Source organism: Chitinophaga sp. (assembly GCF_039596155.1).
GTDB lineage: Bacteria > Bacteroidota > Bacteroidia > Chitinophagales > Chitinophagaceae > Chitinophaga.
Genome location: NZ_JBCNKF010000021.1, coordinates 54,737 through 74,497, shown reverse-complemented (window position 1 = coordinate 74,497; position 19,761 = coordinate 54,737). Strand labels below are relative to the sequence as shown.

Genomic DNA, 19,761 nt, shown 5'->3' with positions numbered 1-19,761 from the left:
CGGGTCTATCAGGGTCCTATTACCGGCTACAGTTATTCTAACGGGAATTGTCACATCAGATACGACGTGGTGCAATTTAGTTTTTTTTTGATTTAAATGTCGGTTGGACACTATGATTATTTTGGAAGGAGTCCTAATTTTAAAAGCTCCATTACGAAGCAAAGCATGATGGAAGAGTAGGTTGCTTTCAGATGACTAAATATCAAGTGGAGATTACAACATCGGAAAGGGCTTAATTAAGATCTGCTATAACGCCTACTGACATTACGTTTCATGAGATTATCCGACTACAAAAAAGGGTAGGTTAAAAGTAAGTAGCAGGCAATTTTTCTTACAGATAGTTGGAAAAAACGCACCTTTCTAATGATGAAAATATGGAATTAAAAATGGGAAAATTTCTGTTTAAATAATAAGAAAAATTTGTTGGCAGGAGGTATGTAAACGTTTACGTTGTAATTGTCGGGTAAACACTATCATTGATTTAGCAGTGTAAATAGGATGGTTGCAGTTAAGAAGGAGAAGTGTTTTGCTTAAGAAATGATGCGCTTAACTGCTAAGTAAACGTTTACGCTGTAAATGTCGGACGGACACTATAATTTATTTAGCAGTGCAAATGGGATGGTTGCAGTTAAGAAGGAGAAGTGTTTTGCTTAAGAAATGATGCGATTAACCGATAAGTAAACGTTTACGCTGTAAATGTCGGGGAGACACTATCCTTTATTTAGTAGTGCAAATGGGATAGTTGCACTTATGCAGGGGATTATTTCTGTTGAGAAGATGCTGTGCGTAACTGTTATGTAAACGTTTACGCTGTAAATGTCGGGGAGACACTATCATATTTACCCTTACACCAGGATGACTACAATTGCGTATTGCACAACTCATGGAAAAGCGATCTGCCTGACAGATCGCTTTTCCATGATTTCATCTTATCCTACATAATGCGCTTTCAGATATTGCTTCACCGGCGTCGGCTTCCTGCCCAGCAATTTCTCAAGATCATTTGTCACCACCTCAAAATCACCTTGCTTAATTGCCGCAGCAAAACCTGTACTGATCATTATTCCAACTTCCGGCACGCCAATCTCCTTCATGTGCTTTTCAAATGCTACCGGATCTGCATCTGTATAGGCAATATGTTTACCAGATACTTCTGACAACATGCCTGCAACATCTGCAAATGAATATAATTGATCACCGGTCAGCTGGTAGGTCTTGTTTTCATGGCCTTTATTTGCCAGGACTACAGCTGCCGCATCAGCCAGATCCGGCCGGTAAACGTAAGGTACTCTACCAGCACCCGCAGGGTAATGAATACCAGTATTCAGCGCCTGATCACCGATGTAGAAAGGAATCACTTCTGCATACAGTGTATTGCGCAGAAAGGTATAAGGAATACCACTTGCCTTAATATAATCTTCTGTCTGGAAGTGAGATATCATGAGTGCTTTCAAAGGACTGGCTGCCGCATCCTTCATGGTTACGCCGGTATAAACAATGTGTTTTACACCCGCTTTCTTTGCCGCATCCACTACATTGGTATGCTCTTTCAATCTTTCCATAGATAGCCCGGAAATCAGGAGGACCTTTTCAATGCCCTTCATAGCATTGTCCAGGGAGGCAATATCATTATAGTCACCAATACGGATATTCAGGCCAAGTTTTTTCAGCTGTTCAGCTTTCTGTTCGCTTCTTACAAATGCGGCGATCTGACTGGCAGGGAACGTCTTTAATAAGCTATTGATAATAGCTGAGCCAAGATGTCCGGCTGCTCCTGTTATTAGTATCATATTCCAGTTTTTAAATTTGTTTAATCAAAAGTAGTACAAGCTGATTACAAATAGTTACTCATTACCTTCTGGTAACTAGTTACTAATTTGTAACTGATTGGTAATGTTCTTATTTTTGTGGCAAAAATTGACACCTTGAAAACAGCTCTCTCGCAGTCAGTAACTCCTTCTCCTTCATTGACGCCTGTATGTCAGCAAATGATCACTGGAATCAGGGATACACAGGAGTTGTTGAGCGGTAAATGGAAAACCGAGATCATTGGTGCCCTATACTACAGAGGCAAATTGCGGTTTATGGACTTGAAGCGGCAGTTGTCAGGGATCGCACCGAAAGTATTGTCCAAAGAGCTGAAGGACCTGGAGATGAACCATTTGATCAGCAGAACTGTGCTGGATACAATGCCGATTACGGTAGAATACGACCTGACAGCGCAGGGAAAAAGTCTCTACCCGGTAATTGAGGCCATGGCTAAATGGGGCATCAACTACCGGAAACAATTGTTTGAGAAGTAGTTATTTCTTTCTGGGCCTGAGAAGCAGGGTGAAAAATAACGACATGAGCAGAGAAACGGTAATGATAGGTGGTATCTTGGCCCAGGTAAGTGGTGGGTCGAGTATCCATTTGAAAATAATGCCGACAATAATGCAGAAAATGAATGTGGTGATAAATGATCTCATTCTGTAAAATTAGAAAAAAAAGAGGCTATCTCAAGGCCATGTTTCTTTTTCAAACATACAAACTCAAAAGTAACCTACAGGCTTTGGTGTATCAATCTGAATGAATTCAGCTGGCGGCAGGCTATTACTAAACTCCCACGGGTTAACGTTAGTGGCTGTTTAGGAATCAGGCTTTTTTACAGGAAATTAAAATTGATACACTACCCTGGAGCCGATCCGAAAAGATCCGATACCGCTCCATCAGGTTGATCAACCCCTTCCCACTGGAACCATGAATCACTCTTCTGAGCTGTAAATTGTTCTGCGTAATGATCCTCCCCTCTTCAAGGTAAATCCTGATTTTCAATGGAGATGCTTCGGTTACTTCATTATGTTTGATAGCATTTTCTATCAACGATTGTATGGAAAAAGAAGGGACAAACTTGCTATTTTCTTTTGATGATCTGCCAGTGATGCCCGCATGAAATTGACCAGATGAGAAAGGTATGCCTCCCCTGCGGCAAGTGTGTATTACATTTTTCAGAAGCACTATGCCCCGGGCCAGATTGGTGACCTACATCACTTTTATTTGAGTGCCGGCGCCTCAACTTTGCATTATAAATTTTCAATGCGGGTTAAGCCGCTAAAGAATACATACAATGAAAATGAAATGGTTATTAGCCGCCCTTTTAATGATGAGCAGCGGTCTCTTAAAAGCACAAAAGATGAAAAAAATATTATTTGTAGTGACCAGTCACGCGACCAAGGGTAGCACTGGTGAAAAAACAGGGTACTATTTAGGTGAAGTCTCCCATCCCTGGAAGGTATTGACGGCGGCAGGATATGAAATTGATTTTGTGAGCCCGGAAGGTGGAAATCCGCCGGTCGATGGGTTTGATCTGAATGATCCGGTCAATAAGGAATTCTGGGAAAATGGGAAATACCAGGATAAGATTTCTCATAGCATGAAGCCTGCTCAGGTACTTCCGGAGGAATATGCGGCCATCTATTATGCAGGTGGGCATGGAGCCATGTGGGATTTGCCGGAGAATAAGGAATTAGCGGCGATTGCGGCGAAGATCTACGAAGCCAAAGGTGTGGTAGCAGCAGATTGTCACGGACCGGCAGGATTAGTGAATATCAGGCTGAGTAATGGACAGTACCTGGTAGCCGGAAAAAAGATCAATGGGTTTTCTAACGAGGAAGAGGAGATAGTGAAATTGACAAAGGTGGTACCATTCCTGCTGGAAGATAAGCTGAAAGAAAGAGGTGGGATCTATGAAAAATCAGGCCCATGGCAGCAGCATGTGACGGTAGATCAGCGATTGATCACCGGGCAGAATCCCCAGTCTGCAAAGGAAGTGGGTGAAGCCATCAAAGCCGCATTAAAGAAATAGACGGGACTGTTTTGAAGGCAGACTTTTTTAGAGAGGCATATTCTTTTTGTACTTTTACAAAATGGAATATGCCTCTTTTTTACGTGAACATATCGAAAATCTGGTACCACTTTCCGACGAAGCCTTTGAGATCGTGCTCAATGCTTTCGTGCCGCATACCCTTTCTAAAAAGGAATACCTGATCAGTGTCGGTCAGAAAGTGAGTGCAGAATACCTGGTGGTAAAAGGATGCCTGAAAACAGCTGCTTATGACGATGCCGATAAGGAACACATCATGCAGTTTGCCATGGAGAACTGGTGGGTATCCGACTATCCTGCCTATGTAAAAAAGGGGAATGCGGAAATGGATGTCCAGGCACTGGAAGACAGCTTCGTATTGGGATTAGGCATGGAAGCACGGGCGGAGCTGGCTACAAAGGTACCACAGATGATGACCTTCTGGGAAAGAAAAGCACTTAGCGGATATGTAGCCACCCAGAAAAGAGTGCTTTCGCTGCTGCGTAACTCCGCAAAGGAAAAGTATGAATTGCTCTTAGACCAATATCCGCAATTATTTCAGCGGGTGCCTAAAAAGATGATCGCCCACTATCTGGGCGTGTCCAGAGAAACCCTTAGCCGTTTGCATAAATACGACTGATCCAGTCACGCATAATGCCGATCAGGTGAATCAGCTCTTCATCAGTAATGATATAAGCAGGCATTACATACATCACTTTCCCGATAGGCCGCAGCCATGCACCGTTAGCCATGGCAAAATCCCGGAAGCCGACCATCATACTCTCTTCTTTCACTTCGATCGCACCAATGGCTCCTACTACCCTTTTGTCGGCGATGGCCGTTGAGGCGATCTTCGAAAATTCATCCCGGATCAGCGCATTGATGGCTGCAATGCGGGTGATGTAATGATCTCTTTCTATAATCTCTATACTCTTTAGCGCGACAGTGGTGGCCAGTGGATTACCCATAAATGTGGGGCCGTGCATCAGGGCCTTATCATAAGATTCTCCGAGAAACCCGTTGAATATACGGGTGGTGGCCAAAGTGGCGGCGTGTCCCATATAACCAGCCGTAAGGGCTTTTCCTACGATCATGATATCGGGAGTAATATTGGCATGATCTGCAGCGAATAATTTGCCGGTGCGGCCAAAGCCGGTAGCCACTTCATCCAGGACTAAAAGTACGTTATATTGGTCACAGAGTGTCCGTGCTGCTTTCAGGTATAATGGTGAATAGATCCGGAAACCACCGGCACATTGTACGATGGGTTCCAGTATGAAGCAGGCAATTTCCTGACTGTGTGCCTGCAACAAGGCTTCGAGTTTTGCAGCTTCTTTTTGTATCGTAGGTGCATCTGCATCAAAGCCACCGGATGGAGTATCTAAAAAATAGCCGCGATGTAGTACATCTACGAAAGCATTAGAGAAATCAGAATCGTCTCCCACTTCCATTGCTTTGAAAGTATCACCGTGGTAGCCATTCCGGAGGGAGATTATTTTTGTTTTGCCGGTGTGTCCTGTATTCTTCCAGAATTGTAATGCCATCTTGAGTGCGACTTCTACACCTACGGAGCCACTATCGGAATAGAATACATGATTTAACCCTGCGGGTGAAATCTCTACTAATTTATCGGCCAGCGCCAGTGCAGGAGGATGCGAGAGTCCGCCGAGCATGACGTGCGAGAAGCTATTGATCTGGTCTACCAGCGCGTTATTGATGTCAGGATGGTTATACCCATGGATCACCGCCCACCAGGAAGAAATGCCATCTGTTAGCTTGCGGCCATCTTCCAGCATCATCTGCGTGCCTTGTCCGGCAACCATTACAGGGACCTGTCCAAGATCCTTCATCTGCTTGTAGGGATACCATAATTTCATGGGCACAAATGTACTATTTTATAAGTATCTGAATAGTTGCCGAAAATAGTGGTGCTTCTTTTGGTAGCATCGGAGCATTACGGGGATTCCAGGATGCTGTTTTCTAATTTCAATTCACAAAAAGAGCCCGGTATGACTACCGGGCTCATAGCTTAAACCTACAACTGCGTTACACATTTGTAACTATCAAAAAGATATAACCGATAAATTAAGATTGATAAAAGGTGTCGTATCCACTTTTCCCTCAAAGAAATAATGATTCGACTTCTCCCACCTGCCATACTGCCTGTACATCAACGGCGTCCACAATCCCGCACTCACCCCTACCAGCAGTAACTTATTCAGTTTATATTCTATGCCCGGTCCCGTCTTCAAATCCAGTGAATTGAAATTCGCATAACGCGGTATTTCAGGAGAACTAAAGCTAAAGAAAGACACAGATGATGATAAGATCGTTCCAAAACTAGCCCAGCAATTCTTATTGATCGTCTTCCTCAATGTCACCTGTTGCGGCATCATAATATTCAGGTCAAATCCATTCTGCAACTGCTTCTGATATATTATCAACGGAACCACCGGCATGGTCACTGTGGGGTCTATGATCACCTGCAAGCCCAGCATAAATGTAGTTCGAGGTGTTTTCCTTAAGAGAAACATACCATTTCCCATCACCGAATACTTATTGATGCCACCCCCATCACCCGCCAGCAAGACCAAACTGGCAGAAGAGACAAACACCCGGCCGAACAAAGAATCTATCCGGCGATAAGTGGTCGAGAGGCCAACTGTATTTTTGAAGAGAGACGGTTCCTGGACCTCCACACCTTTTACATGAGAGAGCTCAAAATTCGTACGCACATAGGTGATAGTTGACACTACCATTCCATGCTTCCCCCAGTTTTTGACAGGGAGATTGAGCAAAACTTCTGTTCGCCGCTGGCCAAAATCCCCACTCAATATATTCCTGCCTTTATAGCTTCCTTCCAGTTGTCCCCTGCTGATGAATGTCGTGGAGATCATCGCTGGTCTCAGGCCCGGATTCTTCAGGAGCGCATCCACGATGATGGCTTTTTTGATAGAATCGGCCATCCGGGCTCTTGTAAGCGAGTCCTGCGCATTTGACGTAACAGCGAATGCCAACGTACAAATCAGGGTACTACTGATGAGCTTCATGGTATGCGGGTTGTTTTTTCTTTTGTAGACGTATCTTGAGTCTATCAATAATCAGGTACATGGCCGGGACTACGAATAAGGTCAGGATCATAGAACTGGTCAACCCACCAATGATCACCCATGCCATCCCGTTCTTCACCTCAGAACCTGCTCCCCTGGCCAGCGCAATAGGCAACATACCAAAGATCATTGCCAATGTTGTCATCAGGATCGGACGTAAACGCTCCTCTCCTGCTTCTACCAGCGCATCTTCGACCGTTGCACCTTTTTCTTTCAGGTGATTGGTAAAGTCTACGATCAGGATTGCATTCTTGGATACAAGCCCCAGCAGCATGATCATACCGATGATGGAGAAGATATTCAGGGTCTCCATACTTAATGCCAGCGCCAGCAGTGCACCGATCAACGCCACCGGTATAGAAAATAATACTACAAACGGATAGATCACACTTTCATACAGTGCCACCATGATCAGGTATACCAGCAATATCGCTGTGATCAATGCCAGTCCCAGGCTGCCAAATGCGTCACCCTGGTTCTTTACGTCTCCCAGGTATTCGATGGATACACCTTCCGGCAATTTTACGCGGGCTACCTTCTCTTTGATCTCCGCAGCAACGGTACCTGTCGGTCTACCTGCTACGTTCGCATTTACGGTAATGGAATTGAGCCTGTCACTACGTTCCAGCACACTTTCCCCTATCCCCTGCTTCACTTCGGCAAACTGGCTCAAATTAAAGCTCTCTCCATCATTATTGGTAAACGAAAGGTTCTTTACATTATTGATATCTGAACGGTTGAAGCGATCCAGACTGACGAGGATGTCGTATTCGTTCCCGGATTGTTTGAATTTGCTTTTGTCATTTCCACTGAATGCATTCTGTAAAGCGCCCCCTACCTGACTTGCATTCAAACCCAACAATGTCATCTTCTCCCGATCGAGTTTAACTTCGATCTGTGGCTTCGGATCTTTTACTGACAACTGCACGAACTGCGTGCCGGGTACACTGGCAGTGATCTGCATGTACTGCTCCGCCACACTACGCACATCTTTCAGGTTCACACCCTTTACGGCGATCTGGATAGGTGCCGTGCTGGCGTTACCGGTAATAGAGGTAGGAGATGCTGTTATTTTTGCACCAGGCACACTGGCGGTCAACTCGCGTTGCATCATGAGCCCGAATTCCTCTGCCGTCATATTTCTTTTCTTCGCATCTACAAGGGTGACGGTCAGTTCGGCCCTGTTACTATTATTACCTGTCCCGGCGACACCACCTGTCAGGAATCCGATGGAGGAGAAAACCTTGTCCACTTCTGGTCTGGCCATCAGCTGTTTCTCCACCTGTTGGGTAAGCATATTTGTCTGGTAAATGGAAGCATCCGGTGAGAGTTCCAGATTGATCATGAGCTCCCCCTGATCTCCTGCAGGAATGAAAGCAGCACCTACAAACCCCTTGGCAACCAGCATGATAGAACCGATGATCAGCACGATCACACCTGATAACAGGTAACGCTTTTTGTGCAGACTTACCTTCAGGGCTTTCCCATAATTTTCCTTAATCACATCGATGATATGCTCAAAGCCGAGATTCAAACGGCCCCACCAGGTCTCTTTAGTCAGGTGTTCGAGTCTGCCGAAACGACTGGCTAACATAGGCGTTACCGTGAAGGAAACGAACAGACTCATTAAAGTGGATATAACAACCACCAAAGAAAACTCCCTTAGGATCATTCCGATAATTCCGCCAGACAGGGCCAGTGGCAGGAATACCACAACGTCTACCAGTGTGATCGCCATGGCAGTAAAGCCGATCTCGTTACGACCATCCAATGCGGCCTGTTTCCTGTCAGTGCCTGCTTCCAGGTGCCGATAGATGTTTTCCAGTACCACGATGGAGTCATCCACCAGGATACCTACTACCAGTGAGAGTGCCATCAGCGTCATCAGGTTCAGGGAAAATCCCATCAGGTACATGGCGATGAATGTTGGGATCATAGACGATGGCAATGCCACCATCACGAACATAGAACTGCGGAAGCTGTGGAGGAAGGCCAGCATCACGATACCTACGATGAATACGGCCAGCACCAGGTCTTCCATTACTGCATCAGCAGAACGGAGGGTATAGGTAGACTGGTCAGAAGATATGGTGAATTTTACATTGCTGTCTTTATACTGTTGTTCCAGGTTGGCAAACGCCTTTTTCACATCCCGGCTTACATTCACCGTGTTCGCATCCGATTGTTTTACGATCTGGATACCGATAGAAGGCAGGCCATTGATGTGGTTGATAGCAGTTGCTTTTGCAGTAGCATCAATCACCTCGGCTACATCTTTTAAATATATACTGCCACCACCCGGCCTTTGTAGAATGATCAGATCCCGGATCTGTGATACGGATGTTACGTTTGCATCGTACTGAATGGTCACCTGCTGGTTCCGGGTTTCAATACTACCAGCAGGAAATGACTGGTTCGCATAGTTCACTGCGTCCGTCACCTGTGTAATGGTAATACCGTAAGCGTTCAGTTTACGTTGATCTACGTTCACCTGGATCTGCCGTTCATCACCACCAATGATATTCACCTGCCCTACGCCTGCTACGTTTTGCAGGATGGGGCGCAGTTGTTTGTCTACCAGGTCGTAGAGCGCACGCGGTGCAAGTGTAGAAGTGACACCGGCCTTCACTACCGGGGCTTCTTCCAGGTTCACTTTATTGACCAGCGGCTTGTCAATATCCCTGGGCAGGTTATTCTGCGCCTGATCAGCTTTACGCTGGATATCGGCTTCTGCCTCGTCGATATTGGTACCGCTCTTGAAGGAAATGACAACCTGTGACACCCCTTCCTGAGATTTGGAGGTGATCTTATCCAATCCTTCAACAGAAGCAAAGGCATCTTCCAGTTTTTTTGTAACGGATGTTTCCACCTCAGATGCAGAGGCCCCAGCATAGACTGTGCTCACAGTAACTGTAGGCACTTCCATTTTGGGCAGCAGGTTATAATTCAGGCTATGATAACATTCCAGTCCGAAAAGTATCAGCACCGTAAATATTACAAGTATTAATAGAGGCCGTTTTACGGCAATTTCTGCTATTGACATGAGGGTGCTTTTTTATTTTGACACAGTGACAGGTGTACCATCTTTCAGATTGATCTGACCGGAAGTGACAATCGAGTCGCCTGCCTGCAAACCACTGATTACCTGGATCATGGCGCCCATCTCACTACCTGTCTGGATGGCCTGCTGATGAACAACGTTGTTCTTCACTATATAGACAGATGCGTTTTTCACGCTCTCTGTCAGGGCTTCTCTGGGAATCACCAGCAGTTGTTCCTGCGTCTTCCTGGAGAAGTCGGCATATACGAAAGTACCGGAGCGGAGGATAGACTGAGTGGCATTGCCGGTCATGATCTCCACTAGGTAGTTGTGTGTCTGGTCGGCTTGTGGACTGATAAAGCTGACAGTTCCGGAGAATTCTTTTCCCGGATATACATCGGTCGTGATCTTTACTTTCTGCCCGGCGGTCACCTTGTATACTTCTGCTTCGGTAAGATTGACCTGTACCTTCGCTTTATTCAGATTGACAATGGTTGCGATATCAGTACCTGCGTTTACAAACATGCCCTGTTCAACCGGTTTTGCACTGATAATACCACCGGTGGGTGCCTTGATGGCAGCATCGGAGAGCTTTTTACGGGCCTGGTCTACCTGGTTGAGGGCATTCTGGTAATTGTTCCGGATATCGTTCACTTTCTCCTGTGTGGCGGCTTTTCCTTTCAGCAGTTCCGTGTAAGTATCGAGATCATTGCGAAGTTTGGCGGCATCAGTCTCTGCTTTCTGCAGTTCCAGTTGTGCCTGTCGTGTATCTGTAATGGCGAGTACCTGTCCCTGTTTGACCTGGTCGCCCAGTTCGAAGCGTACCTGAGTAAGGGTACCGGCACTCATCGCTACGGCCTTTGCCTCTTTGAACGGGGCAATGTTACCCGTCTTTATAATGTTGATTTCCTGTAGTTGTTCGGCAGCTACTGCAACCTTTACCGGAATCTGAACCTGGGTAACAGGCGCCTGTTTATTCTTTTCATTCAGCTTCTTTTTATTGACAGCCAGTTTATAAACGATCAATCCAATGATCAGGATAACGACTAAACTTACGATGTACTTCGTTTTCATATTGCTATTTATAGAGCCAGGTAAAAGGTCTTGAGTGAGCCTCCTGCCTTTTCGAGATCGATGCGGGCGAGGAAGAAATTGTATAGAGCGCTCAGGTAATTGTTCTGTGCTTCTTTGAGTGAGTTCTGGGCATTGAGCCAATCCGTCATATCTGTGGTACCTTTCTGGTATTGCAGATTTGTAGTGGCGAATACAGATTGTGCCAGTTCAATATTACGCCGGTTGTTGTCCATATTACCCTGTTCCTGTATTACTTTGGTGCGGGCGTTCTGGTATTCAAGCGCATATTTACCTTCGTCTATTTTTAATTGTTCAATGGCATTCAGGTGTTTATACTTTGCCTGGGTAGATTGGGCATTGCGCTTATAGAAATCCAGGATGGGAATACTGAGTTTGATACCTACGGCAGAATAGGTGGCCAGTGATTTGAAAGACTCGTTGAGGTTATCACCGAAGCCGATAGCACCATAACGGGCATAGGCAGTAAGTCTTGGGTAAATGCCATTGCGCAGGCGTTGCTCATCGATAGCCAGTAATTTTTCATTGACCTGGGAGATGCGGAAGTCAAGCCGGTTCGCAGCAGCAAAGGTATTGGCATCCGGTGTAGCAATAGCAAGGCTGCGAAAGGTTTGCGCCGCTTCCACACTGTCTACTGTAATCGTATCAGTGAGAGGGTAACCCATTGCGTATTTAAGTTGATTGTAAGACAGGGTCAGATTGCTTTCGGCAACGTGTATTTTCGAAACAGTGTTATTGTAGTCCACGGTTACTTTATCCAGTTCCTTTTGCAATACGGTTCCTTTATTTACCTGCAGACTGGTGATATCCATCTGTTCGTGGTAGTTGACCAGGTTGGTATGCAGGAGTGATAGCTGTTCCCTGTAAACAAATATCTGGGCGAAGGCGCTGCTGATGTTATAGATAATCGTCTCGTTGTTCTGCTGTAAGTTCAGTTCGGCAGATTCTTTATTGTATTTGTTAGCCTGAAGGCCGGTGAGCAGGGACTGGTCGAAAATCGTCTGGTCCAGCTGTGCCGCTGGATTGGTATTGAACTTTTTAGTAAACGCAACGCGAATGTCATGGTCACTAAAAACACCGGCAGGAATAACGGTCTCCTGTACTTTTAGGTTGTCATCGATAGAACCTGTGATATTGACACTTGGCAGGTAGGCGGCCAATGCTTCCCGGGCTTTGGCGTCGGCAGCTTTCTTCTCATTGGCGTACACGACATTGCTACGGTGGTTTTTCAGACCGTATTCAATGCAGCTCTTCAGCGTCCAGTTTTGCTGGGCATAGGAGGCACCGTTGATTAAAATAAATACTGCAATAAGTAGTTTTTTCTTCATCATATAACTATGCAATGAGACAAAACTACCTACATCCCACAAGTCAATTATTTAAATATGAATGAACGGAACAAATAGGTAAATGAAATGAGCAAAAGGGGAAATGAAGTGTCATTGCTCTATCCAGCGCAGAAAGTCCTGTGCTTTGAGGCGGCTGACGATGATCTTCCCGGGTGTTTTACAGTTCGTTTTGATGATCAATCTGCGATTGAAGTAATGCTCGATATCGGTGATGCTTTCGCGGTGGAGGATGAATTGCCGGTTGGCCCGGAAGAAGTCGCTGGGGCTCAACATGCTCTCCAGTTGGTCGATGGTATACTGCACACTATAATCCTGATCATTGCGGGTATGGAGGGTCACCACCCCATTGGCGGCATGAATATAGGCCAGATCTGCGACCTTGACAGGAACCATTTTCTCTCTGTAGTGTACGAGGATCGTTTGGCGATAGGCATTTTCCATCTGGGTCATGGCCTTCGTAAGGTTTTGCTGATAGGTGCTGTAGTGCTCTTTGATCCGGTGGTATTTCTTCAGACTCTTTTCTACCATTGCTTCTTCCAGTGGCTTCAGCAGGTAGTCGATGCTGTTAGATTCGAAGGCCTGAATGGCGTATTGGTCAAAAGCTGTGCAGAAAATAATGGGGGCATTGACAGCGACTTCCCGGTAGATCTCAAAGCAGAGTCCATCGCCCAGCTGTATATCAGAGAATATAAGGTCAGGTGCAGGATTATCCCTGAACCAGCGGGTAGCGGAGGCCACAGAGGGCAACACTTCCATGATGCGGATCTCGCTGTCTATACTGGTAAGAATGTCTTGTAGTTCTCTGGCTGTCTTACGCTCGTCTTCAATGATAATAACGTTCATGGGTAATAACTGGTAAATGTACAGTAAAGCTATCGTCTGAATGCGCTATGCTGATCTGCTTATTGAACAGTAACTGGAATCGTTCGTTGATGTTCTGCAGGCCTAATTTAGTACTCTCTACGGGAATCTTTTTAGGTTGCAGTCTATTTTTTACTGTTACAGTTTCGTTCTGAATAAAGATCTCTATCACTAAAGGCATCTCCGGTGATAACGCATTATGCTTGATCGCATTTTCAATCAGGAGCTGAATAGCTAATGGCGGTATCAGGTAATTGTGATATTGCTCCGGGATGTCGATCTGTACTTTCAGATCCCCTTCAAAACGCTGGTAAAGAATGTATAAATAAGAATCGATAAAATGCAGTTCGTCCGAGAGTTTTGTAACCTGTTGTTCATTGATGTTCAGCAGGTAACGGTATACATGGGAGAGCTGCACTACAAAGTCTTTGGTACCTTTATCGTGGGCGATGTGCTTGAGCGTGCTGAGAGAATTGAACAGGAAGTGAGGGCTGATCTGCTGTTGTAAGGAGAGCAGCTGTGCACGAAGGTGTGCCTGCTTCAGGTGTTCATTTTCCAGCTGTGCGTTTTGCAGCATGATGCTCACTGCCAGGGAACTCCATACTATGTGGCAGATCATACTGATAAAGAATGCACCGATAGTGATACGCAGAAAATCTGCATAGGTGTGGTTAAATACGTATTCCGGGAATAAGTACTTATGTGGCATGAAGAGTGCCGACATGTAACTAATACAAAATGACACTGCCATGGCAAGTGCTATTCGAACGATAGGACGGAGTTGTTTACTGACTCCCTGGGGTTCGTGTACCCTGAGGTAACCATGGACCATCCAGCAACAGAATATATTGATGGTAACCATAGAAATGTACTGCAGGTAATACCTATAATTGTGGATGCTAAAATCGTTTAGTCTCATCAGGATAGTTCCGCCCGCGAGGACGAATATCATGATGAAACACCATTTCAACTGGTATCTGTGTGACATCTGCAAATGTACATACAAAATGGAATTGCAGGGGAATTTATGGATTCAAATGCACATAATGGAGGGTGAAGTGAGCCGGGAGGGATAGTGAAATGTTCTACGGGGCGCTGATAGGCAGGTATGCTCAGGAGGGGCAATGAAAGTTGCATTGCGGCGGCCATAAATTTATAATATTCCCTTAAACCTACCCCGTCATTTATTAATTATCTTTGTGACATGAAATATAGTACACCGGTTCAGAAGAAAGACCAGCCAGACGATTCTTATAAATTTCAGCCATTGCCAGCCCCAACAGGAAAATTCCCCTACCACCTTGATATTACGCAGGTCATCCCGGATATCAATACTCAAAAAATGACCTTTCACCTTGCCGGCGATACGGGAAGCCTCAGAAGTATAGATTTTCAGCGAAAGGTGATCACAGCCATGCAGGCACAGTTCGAACATGACAATCCTCCACAGTTTCTTTTTCATCTGGGTGATGTCGTATACAACCATGGCGAGGCCAGTCAATACCACCGGCAATTCTTTGGTCCTTTTCAACACTACCCGGCGCCGATATTTGCGATAGCGGGGAATCACGATAGTGATGTGAATCCTGCAGCCGCGCCTTATCACAGCCTGGAGCCTTTTGTAAAAGTGTTCTGTGATACGGTGCCACAGGAAGTACCTTTCAGTAATGGGTCTTCCCGTAAGAGTATGATACAACCGAATGTATACTGGACGTTGAATACACCGCTGGCAAATATTATCGGCATGCATAGCAATGTACCTAAATTCGGTATTGTCACACCTGAGCAGCAGGAATGGCTGAAGAGCGAACTACGCAGGGCTGATGGAGAACGGCCGGGGAAAGCCCTGATCCTTTGTATTCACCATGCGCCTTATTCTGCTGATATCAACCATGGTTCCAGTATTCCCATGATCACGCTGCTGGAAGGGATCTATGAAGAGACGGGGGTAAGACCGGACATTGTATTCAGCGGGCATGTACACAACTACCAGCGGCTGTTAAAACGATATGACAGTGGACGGCCGGTGTGCTATATTGTAGCTGGCGGGGGCGGATATGATGAATTACATCCGATAGCAGAGCTAACAGATAACAGGTTTACAAATGAACTGGCACTCTTTCAGCAGGTGACGTTGGAGAGTTATTATTATCAAACGCATGGGTTCCTGCGGTTTCAAATAGAAAAGACGGGAGAACAGCTGGAGTTGTCAGGCAATTATTATGCGGTGGCAGATGATGGGAAAGTGACAATGGAAGATGAGTTCAGGATAAAGTTGCCTTAGAATTAAATATTGCCGGAATTAGAAGCAGGTACCGGAAGAAGTTCGTGGGAACTGTTCCCGGTACCTGCGGAGGGGTGTTGATAGACTGCTTGGTCAGGCAATTTTGAACTATATATGAGTTTATTCTTCGGGTGCGCTGACTGTATGCAGTGGTATCATGGATTTTTTTTCAGACGCTTTCTTTTTTCTACAGGTCTACATATTTCTGAACGGCGAAGCGGGGAGCCCTTCCTTGTTGTATAAATTCACCTGCGGTACATAACTCCATCCGTATCGGACCATTGTTGGATGGGGTACCTGGGCGCTGGTTAAAGTGACTTTATTACCGTGAATCACTCCTTCTGCCGGCCACCATTTCTCTCCGTTACTGATCTCAAATCCTTTCAAAGGGCCATCTTTGGCGACCAGTCCTTTCCCCGTATGAGAAAAAGTGACGGTTATCTTATCTTCCTCCTGGCTGGCGTGCTCAAACATGGGTCCGCTGTACTCTCCTTTCATGCCGTACACCAGTCCTTCTGCCGCAATGGCCAGCCGCTCTCCTACCGGTTGTTTATAAGCCGGATGGATATCGGCAGAATCTCCGCAATCAGTGGTCACTATCAAAGCGGTGTTTTTAACCTTTTTTACCACCAAAAGCTGTGCTTCTCTGATCTCAGGCCCCATTCCCTTGTAAGGGGCAATCTGTACTATTAAAAAGGCTAAATCAGGCCTTTTAAAAGCGGTTCTCCAGTTGTTGATCATCGTAGGCAGAATTTCCTGGTATTCTGTCGCGCGGCCGGCATTGGACTCTCCCTGGTACCAGGCCACCCCGTTGATGGCATATGGCAGGAGAGGAACTATCATCCCGTTGTACAACCCACCAATGCACTGCCCTTGTGGTTTCCAGCCCGGACCGGACATTGTCTTCGTATAATTTGCGACCATATCTTTCAGTTTAGGATTCTCCTCACTGGCAGCAAGGCTGGTCCAGTCTTCCGCGGGCGTGCCGCCAAAAGCAGAAAAGAGGATACCAATTGGCACCTGCATTTTTGCATACAGGTTCTTAGCAAAGAAATAGCCGACAGCACTGAAATCGCTCACCGTTTGCGGACTACAGACAGTCCAGTGATCATTGACATCACTGATGGGTTCTTTGGCGTACTTCAGGGGCACATAGTATTCTCTTATGAGGGGATAATTAGCGGCATCCCTTTCCTGTTCCCAGTTATAGATGGGTTGTTGCGGCGGGCGGGGCCCCAGCTGCCGCTCCATGTTGGACTGACCGCTGCAAAGCCAGACCTCTCCTACCAGTACATCCTGGATCTTTACCGTATCAGATCCGGCAAAGATCTTCATTTCCTGTCCTTTTGAGACGTAGGGCAATGGCCGTAAACTTACCATCCATTTACCCTGCAGGGTTTTAGCAGATACTGACTGCCCGTTGAATTGCACGGTTACCAGCGTGCCCTCATCTGCAGTACCCCATACAGGGACGGCGACACCTTTTTGCAGTACCATGTGATCACTAAACAGGCTAACGGGTTTTAAGGTAGCATAGGCATTTGAAAAGCAGGCTACAAACGCGAGTGGAATTATTAAAGACCTAAACATTGTAAATTCATTTAGACTGGGAATTTATATATTTTGCAGCCATGTACGAAGTATTTCTCAGCAAAGTCAATGAAAAAGTGTCCCTTACGAAACAGGAAGAAGCAGAAATAGTAGCACAGCTGACCCACAAAACACTGCGTAAACGGCAGTTTTTTCTGAAGGAAGGAGATATTTGCCGCTACATTGCGCTGGTAGAGAAAGGAGCGCTTAGAACGTATGTAACTGATCCTGAAGGACATGAGCATATTACGGCTTTTGCGCTGGAGGGATGGTCGCTGGGAGACCTGTGTAGTTTTTTCCGGGAAGAACCTGCGACACAAAATATTGAGGCGTTGGAAGACTGCGATTTGTGTTTGATCAGTCGCCCGGCGCATGAAGCTTTGCTGCAGACAATGCCAAAGTATGAGACGTATCACCGGATACTGATGACAGAGGCGTATATAGCTTTGCAGAAAAGGACCCGGGATATGATCAGCCTGAGTCCGGATGAGCAGTATAAAGCTTTTGTAAGTGTGTACCCAAATATTGTTTTGCGGGTGCCACAGCATATGATTGCATCATATCTGGGGTTGACGCCGGAGACGCTGAGCAGGATTAAGAGCAGGATCAGTCATCAGCGTTAATTTGCTACGGTTTGCGGGATGTTTTCAGTTGTTATGGTTTAAATTATTGGGTGGAATTACCGCAAATGGCAGTGTTATAGCGGATTGTCGGCGCTTCTGGTGGATTTCCTGATTCAAAGCACCGGGTTTGAACGCCGGTATGGGATATGTGAGGCTTTTTCGTAGGCACATTTTGCCAATATCCTGATATAGACCTGTGAACTTACCTGCTGCAAATGTTGAGCTGCCCCTGTTTCTTCACGGCGATTCCGGTGGATTTCCTGATTCAAAACTTCGAGTCCAAACGCCCATATTGGGTCTGTCACATCGTTATTTTACCTGTACATCTACTAAATTTCTTGATTCAAATCATTGGAGCCGACCACCTGTAAGTGCTAATTTTGTAGCACATGAAACGCAATCAATTCATTCAATCGATATTAACAGGAGTATTTGGTATGACAACGCTATCAGCATTCAGAAACTTCACTGATTCATTACAGGAAGACGACCACCTGATGCCCGTATTATTCATTGGTCACGGTTCCCCCATGAACGGTATTGAAGACACTGAATTTAGCAGAAGATGGGCACAGATGGGAAAGGAAATCCCTACCCCTAAGGCTGTATTGGTGATCTCCGCACACTGGTATACACAGGGCACAAAGATCACGGCTATGGAACATCCTAAAACTATCCATGATTTTGGCGGCTTTCCGAAGGAACTTTTTGCCGTTCAGTACCCGGCACCGGGAAACCCTGATCTCGCCAGGGAAACGGCTTCCCTGATCCACGCCTCCCTGGATCACGACTGGGGTCTGGACCACGGTACCTGGACAGTGGTAAGACATATGTATCCAAAGGCAAATATTCCGGTACTGCAATTAAGTATTGACTATTCAAAAGGGCCGCAATATCACTACGACCTGGCAAAAGAGCTTTTTGCCCTGCGCAGGAAAGGTGTGTTGATCATCGGTAGCGGAAACCTGGTGCATAACCTGAGAATGGTGGCCTGGGATCGTCTGGATGACAACGAATATGGTTATGACTGGGCACTGGATATCAATAACCAGTTCAAACACCTGATCAGCAGCCGCGAGCACAAACCACTGATCAACTATACCCAACTGGGTAAGAGTGCATTGCTGGCTATACCGACGCCTGACCACTATCTTCCGTTAATGTATACACTCGGGCTTCAGTCTAATAAGGATAATATCTCTTTCTTCAATGACAAAGCAGTAGGAGGTTCATTGACCATGACGTCCGTAAAATTCGGGTAATATGCCACTCTACTATTTTTTGATTGCCCTTTTACCATTTTTTAAACAAGCGAACAGCATGGAATACCTGATTCATGAGCCAAGTGTAAAGACAGAAAAAAAGAAAGCATTAATTCTTTTACATGGCGTAGGCAGTAATGAAAAGGACCTGTTTGGCCTGGTAGACCACCTGCCCCGGGATTACTATGTTATCTGCCCACAGGGACATTTTTCATTGGGAGGAGGCAGGTATGCGTGGTATAATGTAGATTTCTCTACGGGTAAACCTGTATATAGCTTACAGCAGGAAGAGGAAAGCAGGAAACTGATCAGGCAGTTTGTGGTAGAGATGAAGGCGAAGTATCACCTGGATGAAGTTTATCTGGGAGGGTTTAGCCAGGGAGGCATTATGAGTTATACAGTGGGGTTAAGTGATCCTACGCTGGTAAAAGGAATTATTATTCTGAGCAGCCGGATACTGGAAGAAGTGAAGCCGCAATTGGTAAAACAGGCGCCTGAATTGCGGGTGTTTGTATCTCATGGCACACAGGATGGCACACTAGGTATTCATTATGCAAGAGAGGCAAAGGAATACCTGGAAGGGATGCAGGTACAACTCAGTTATCATGAATATGCAATGGGGCACCAGATCAACCAGCAGGTACTGGCGGATTTGAATAGTTGGCTGGCAGCGCAATAATATGAACGGCTCCTTTGGATAACAATAGGC

16 protein-coding genes are annotated in these 19,761 nt (G+C 45.8%); 7 read left to right on the top strand and 9 right to left on the bottom strand.

Annotation, left to right across the window (positions count from 1 at the left end; genetic code table 11):
• Positions 1-929 precede the first annotated feature (929 nt).
• A complete protein-coding gene (locus ABDW33_RS20040) occupies positions 930-1,790 on the bottom strand; it encodes an SDR family oxidoreductase (RefSeq protein WP_343691874.1) in 861 nt (286 codons plus the stop codon).
• A 135-nt stretch (positions 1,791-1,925) separates the two neighbouring features.
• Here ABDW33_RS20040 and ABDW33_RS20035 point away from each other — a divergent pair, with 135 nt between their 5' ends.
• The 3 genes from ABDW33_RS20035 (at position 1,926) to ABDW33_RS20025 (ending at position 4,481) form a co-directional block, all read left to right on the top strand.
• Positions 1,926-2,303, top strand: a complete 378-nt coding sequence (locus ABDW33_RS20035) for a helix-turn-helix domain-containing protein (RefSeq protein ID WP_343691873.1) — start codon at positions 1,926-1,928, stop codon at positions 2,301-2,303.
• Positions 2,304-3,172: 869 nt separating this feature from the next.
• On the top strand, positions 3,173-3,844 hold the full coding sequence (locus ABDW33_RS20030; protein ID WP_343691872.1) for a type 1 glutamine amidotransferase domain-containing protein: 672 nt from the start codon (positions 3,173-3,175) through the stop codon (positions 3,842-3,844).
• A 61-nt stretch (positions 3,845-3,905) separates the two neighbouring features.
• The gene (locus ABDW33_RS20025; protein ID WP_343691871.1) at positions 3,906-4,481 is read left to right on the top strand and encodes a Crp/Fnr family transcriptional regulator; all 576 of its coding nucleotides are present in this window, start codon (positions 3,906-3,908) and stop codon (positions 4,479-4,481) included.
• Here the strand turns inward: ABDW33_RS20025 and bioA are convergent.
• The 7 genes from bioA to ABDW33_RS19990 form a co-directional block, all read right to left on the bottom strand.
• Entirely contained in the window at positions 4,456-5,718 is a 1,263-nt protein-coding gene (bioA, locus tag ABDW33_RS20020) for an adenosylmethionine--8-amino-7-oxononanoate transaminase (protein WP_343691870.1), read from the bottom strand. The genes ABDW33_RS20025 and bioA overlap by 26 nt on opposite strands.
• Before the next feature lie 186 nt (positions 5,719-5,904).
• Positions 5,905-6,891: a DUF6268 family outer membrane beta-barrel protein gene (locus ABDW33_RS20015; protein ID WP_343691869.1), complete on the bottom strand. Its 987-nt coding sequence runs from the start codon at positions 6,889-6,891 to the stop codon at positions 5,905-5,907.
• A complete protein-coding gene (locus tag ABDW33_RS20010; RefSeq protein ID WP_343691868.1) occupies positions 6,875-9,994 on the bottom strand; it encodes an efflux RND transporter permease subunit in 3,120 nt (1,039 codons plus the stop codon). Before ABDW33_RS20010 ends, ABDW33_RS20015 begins: the two co-directional genes overlap by 17 nt.
• 12 nt (positions 9,995-10,006) lie before the next feature.
• Positions 10,007-11,065, bottom strand: a complete 1,059-nt coding sequence (locus ABDW33_RS20005) for an efflux RND transporter periplasmic adaptor subunit (protein WP_343691867.1) — start codon at positions 11,063-11,065, stop codon at positions 10,007-10,009.
• A gap of 8 nt (positions 11,066-11,073) precedes the next feature.
• On the bottom strand, positions 11,074-12,414 hold the full coding sequence (locus tag ABDW33_RS20000) for a TolC family protein (RefSeq protein ID WP_343691866.1): 1,341 nt from the start codon (positions 12,412-12,414) through the stop codon (positions 11,074-11,076).
• Between the two features lie 108 nt (positions 12,415-12,522).
• Positions 12,523-13,275 (bottom strand): LytTR family DNA-binding domain-containing protein, encoded by a 753-nt coding sequence (locus ABDW33_RS19995; protein ID WP_343691865.1) that lies wholly within the window; start codon positions 13,273-13,275, stop codon positions 12,523-12,525.
• Entirely contained in the window at positions 13,256-14,245 is a 990-nt protein-coding gene (locus ABDW33_RS19990; protein ID WP_343691864.1) for a histidine kinase, read from the bottom strand. The genes ABDW33_RS19995 and ABDW33_RS19990 overlap by 20 nt, the downstream gene beginning before the upstream one ends.
• Before the next feature lie 252 nt (positions 14,246-14,497).
• On the opposite strand from ABDW33_RS19990, the gene ABDW33_RS19985 reads away from it, so the two are divergent.
• Entirely contained in the window at positions 14,498-15,577 is a 1,080-nt protein-coding gene (locus ABDW33_RS19985; protein ID WP_343691863.1) for a metallophosphoesterase, read from the top strand.
• A 195-nt stretch (positions 15,578-15,772) separates the two neighbouring features.
• On the opposite strand, the gene ABDW33_RS19980 is transcribed toward ABDW33_RS19985, so the two are convergent.
• On the bottom strand, positions 15,773-17,167 hold the full coding sequence (locus tag ABDW33_RS19980; RefSeq protein ID WP_343691862.1) for a sialate O-acetylesterase: 1,395 nt from the start codon (positions 17,165-17,167) through the stop codon (positions 15,773-15,775).
• Positions 17,168-17,208: 41 nt separating this feature from the next.
• Between ABDW33_RS19980 and ABDW33_RS19975 the strand changes: the two genes are divergently transcribed.
• From ABDW33_RS19975 to ABDW33_RS19965, 3 genes are all read left to right on the top strand, one after another.
• Positions 17,209-17,790, top strand: a complete 582-nt coding sequence (locus tag ABDW33_RS19975) for a Crp/Fnr family transcriptional regulator (RefSeq protein WP_343691861.1) — start codon at positions 17,209-17,211, stop codon at positions 17,788-17,790.
• Between the two features lie 389 nt (positions 17,791-18,179).
• Positions 18,180-19,052, top strand: coding sequence for a 4,5-DOPA dioxygenase extradiol (gene ygiD / locus ABDW33_RS19970; protein ID WP_343691860.1), 873 nt, complete (start codon positions 18,180-18,182; stop codon positions 19,050-19,052).
• A gap of 58 nt (positions 19,053-19,110) precedes the next feature.
• Positions 19,111-19,731 carry a hypothetical protein gene (locus ABDW33_RS19965; protein WP_343691859.1) on the top strand — a complete coding sequence of 207 codons (621 nt, stop codon included), beginning with the start codon at positions 19,111-19,113 and terminating at the stop codon, positions 19,729-19,731.
• Positions 19,732-19,761 lie beyond the last annotated feature (30 nt).

Bases quoted from the DNA above. Each gene is read 5' to 3' on its own strand.
- ABDW33_RS20040 (WP_343691874.1), bottom strand. From the start codon at position 1,790: ATGATACTAATAACAGGAGCAGCCGGACATCTTGGCTCAGCTATTATC.
- ABDW33_RS20030 (WP_343691872.1), top strand. From the start codon at position 3,173: ATGAAAAAAATATTATTTGTAGTGACCAGTCACGCGACCAAGGGTAGC.
- ABDW33_RS20025 (WP_343691871.1), top strand. From the start codon at position 3,906: ATGGAATATGCCTCTTTTTTACGTGAACATATCGAAAATCTGGTACCA.
- bioA (WP_343691870.1), bottom strand. From the start codon at position 5,718: ATGAAATTATGGTATCCCTACAAGCAGATGAAGGATCTTGGACAGGTC.
- ABDW33_RS20015 (WP_343691869.1), bottom strand. From the start codon at position 6,891: ATGAAGCTCATCAGTAGTACCCTGATTTGTACGTTGGCATTCGCTGTT.
- ABDW33_RS20010 (WP_343691868.1), bottom strand. From the start codon at position 9,994: ATGTCAATAGCAGAAATTGCCGTAAAACGGCCTCTATTAATACTTGTA.
- ABDW33_RS20005 (WP_343691867.1), bottom strand. From the start codon at position 11,065: ATGAAAACGAAGTACATCGTAAGTTTAGTCGTTATCCTGATCATTGGA.
- ABDW33_RS20000 (WP_343691866.1), bottom strand. From the start codon at position 12,414: ATGATGAAGAAAAAACTACTTATTGCAGTATTTATTTTAATCAACGGT.
- ABDW33_RS19995 (WP_343691865.1), bottom strand. From the start codon at position 13,275: ATGAACGTTATTATCATTGAAGACGAGCGTAAGACAGCCAGAGAACTA.
- ABDW33_RS19990 (WP_343691864.1), bottom strand. From the start codon at position 14,245: ATGATATTCGTCCTCGCGGGCGGAACTATCCTGATGAGACTAAACGAT.
- ABDW33_RS19985 (WP_343691863.1), top strand. From the start codon at position 14,498: ATGAAATATAGTACACCGGTTCAGAAGAAAGACCAGCCAGACGATTCT.
- ABDW33_RS19980 (WP_343691862.1), bottom strand. From the start codon at position 17,167: ATGTTTAGGTCTTTAATAATTCCACTCGCGTTTGTAGCCTGCTTTTCA.
- ABDW33_RS19975 (WP_343691861.1), top strand. From the start codon at position 17,209: ATGTACGAAGTATTTCTCAGCAAAGTCAATGAAAAAGTGTCCCTTACG.
- ygiD (WP_343691860.1), top strand. From the start codon at position 18,180: ATGAAACGCAATCAATTCATTCAATCGATATTAACAGGAGTATTTGGT.
- ABDW33_RS19965 (WP_343691859.1), top strand. From the start codon at position 19,111: ATGGAATACCTGATTCATGAGCCAAGTGTAAAGACAGAAAAAAAGAAA.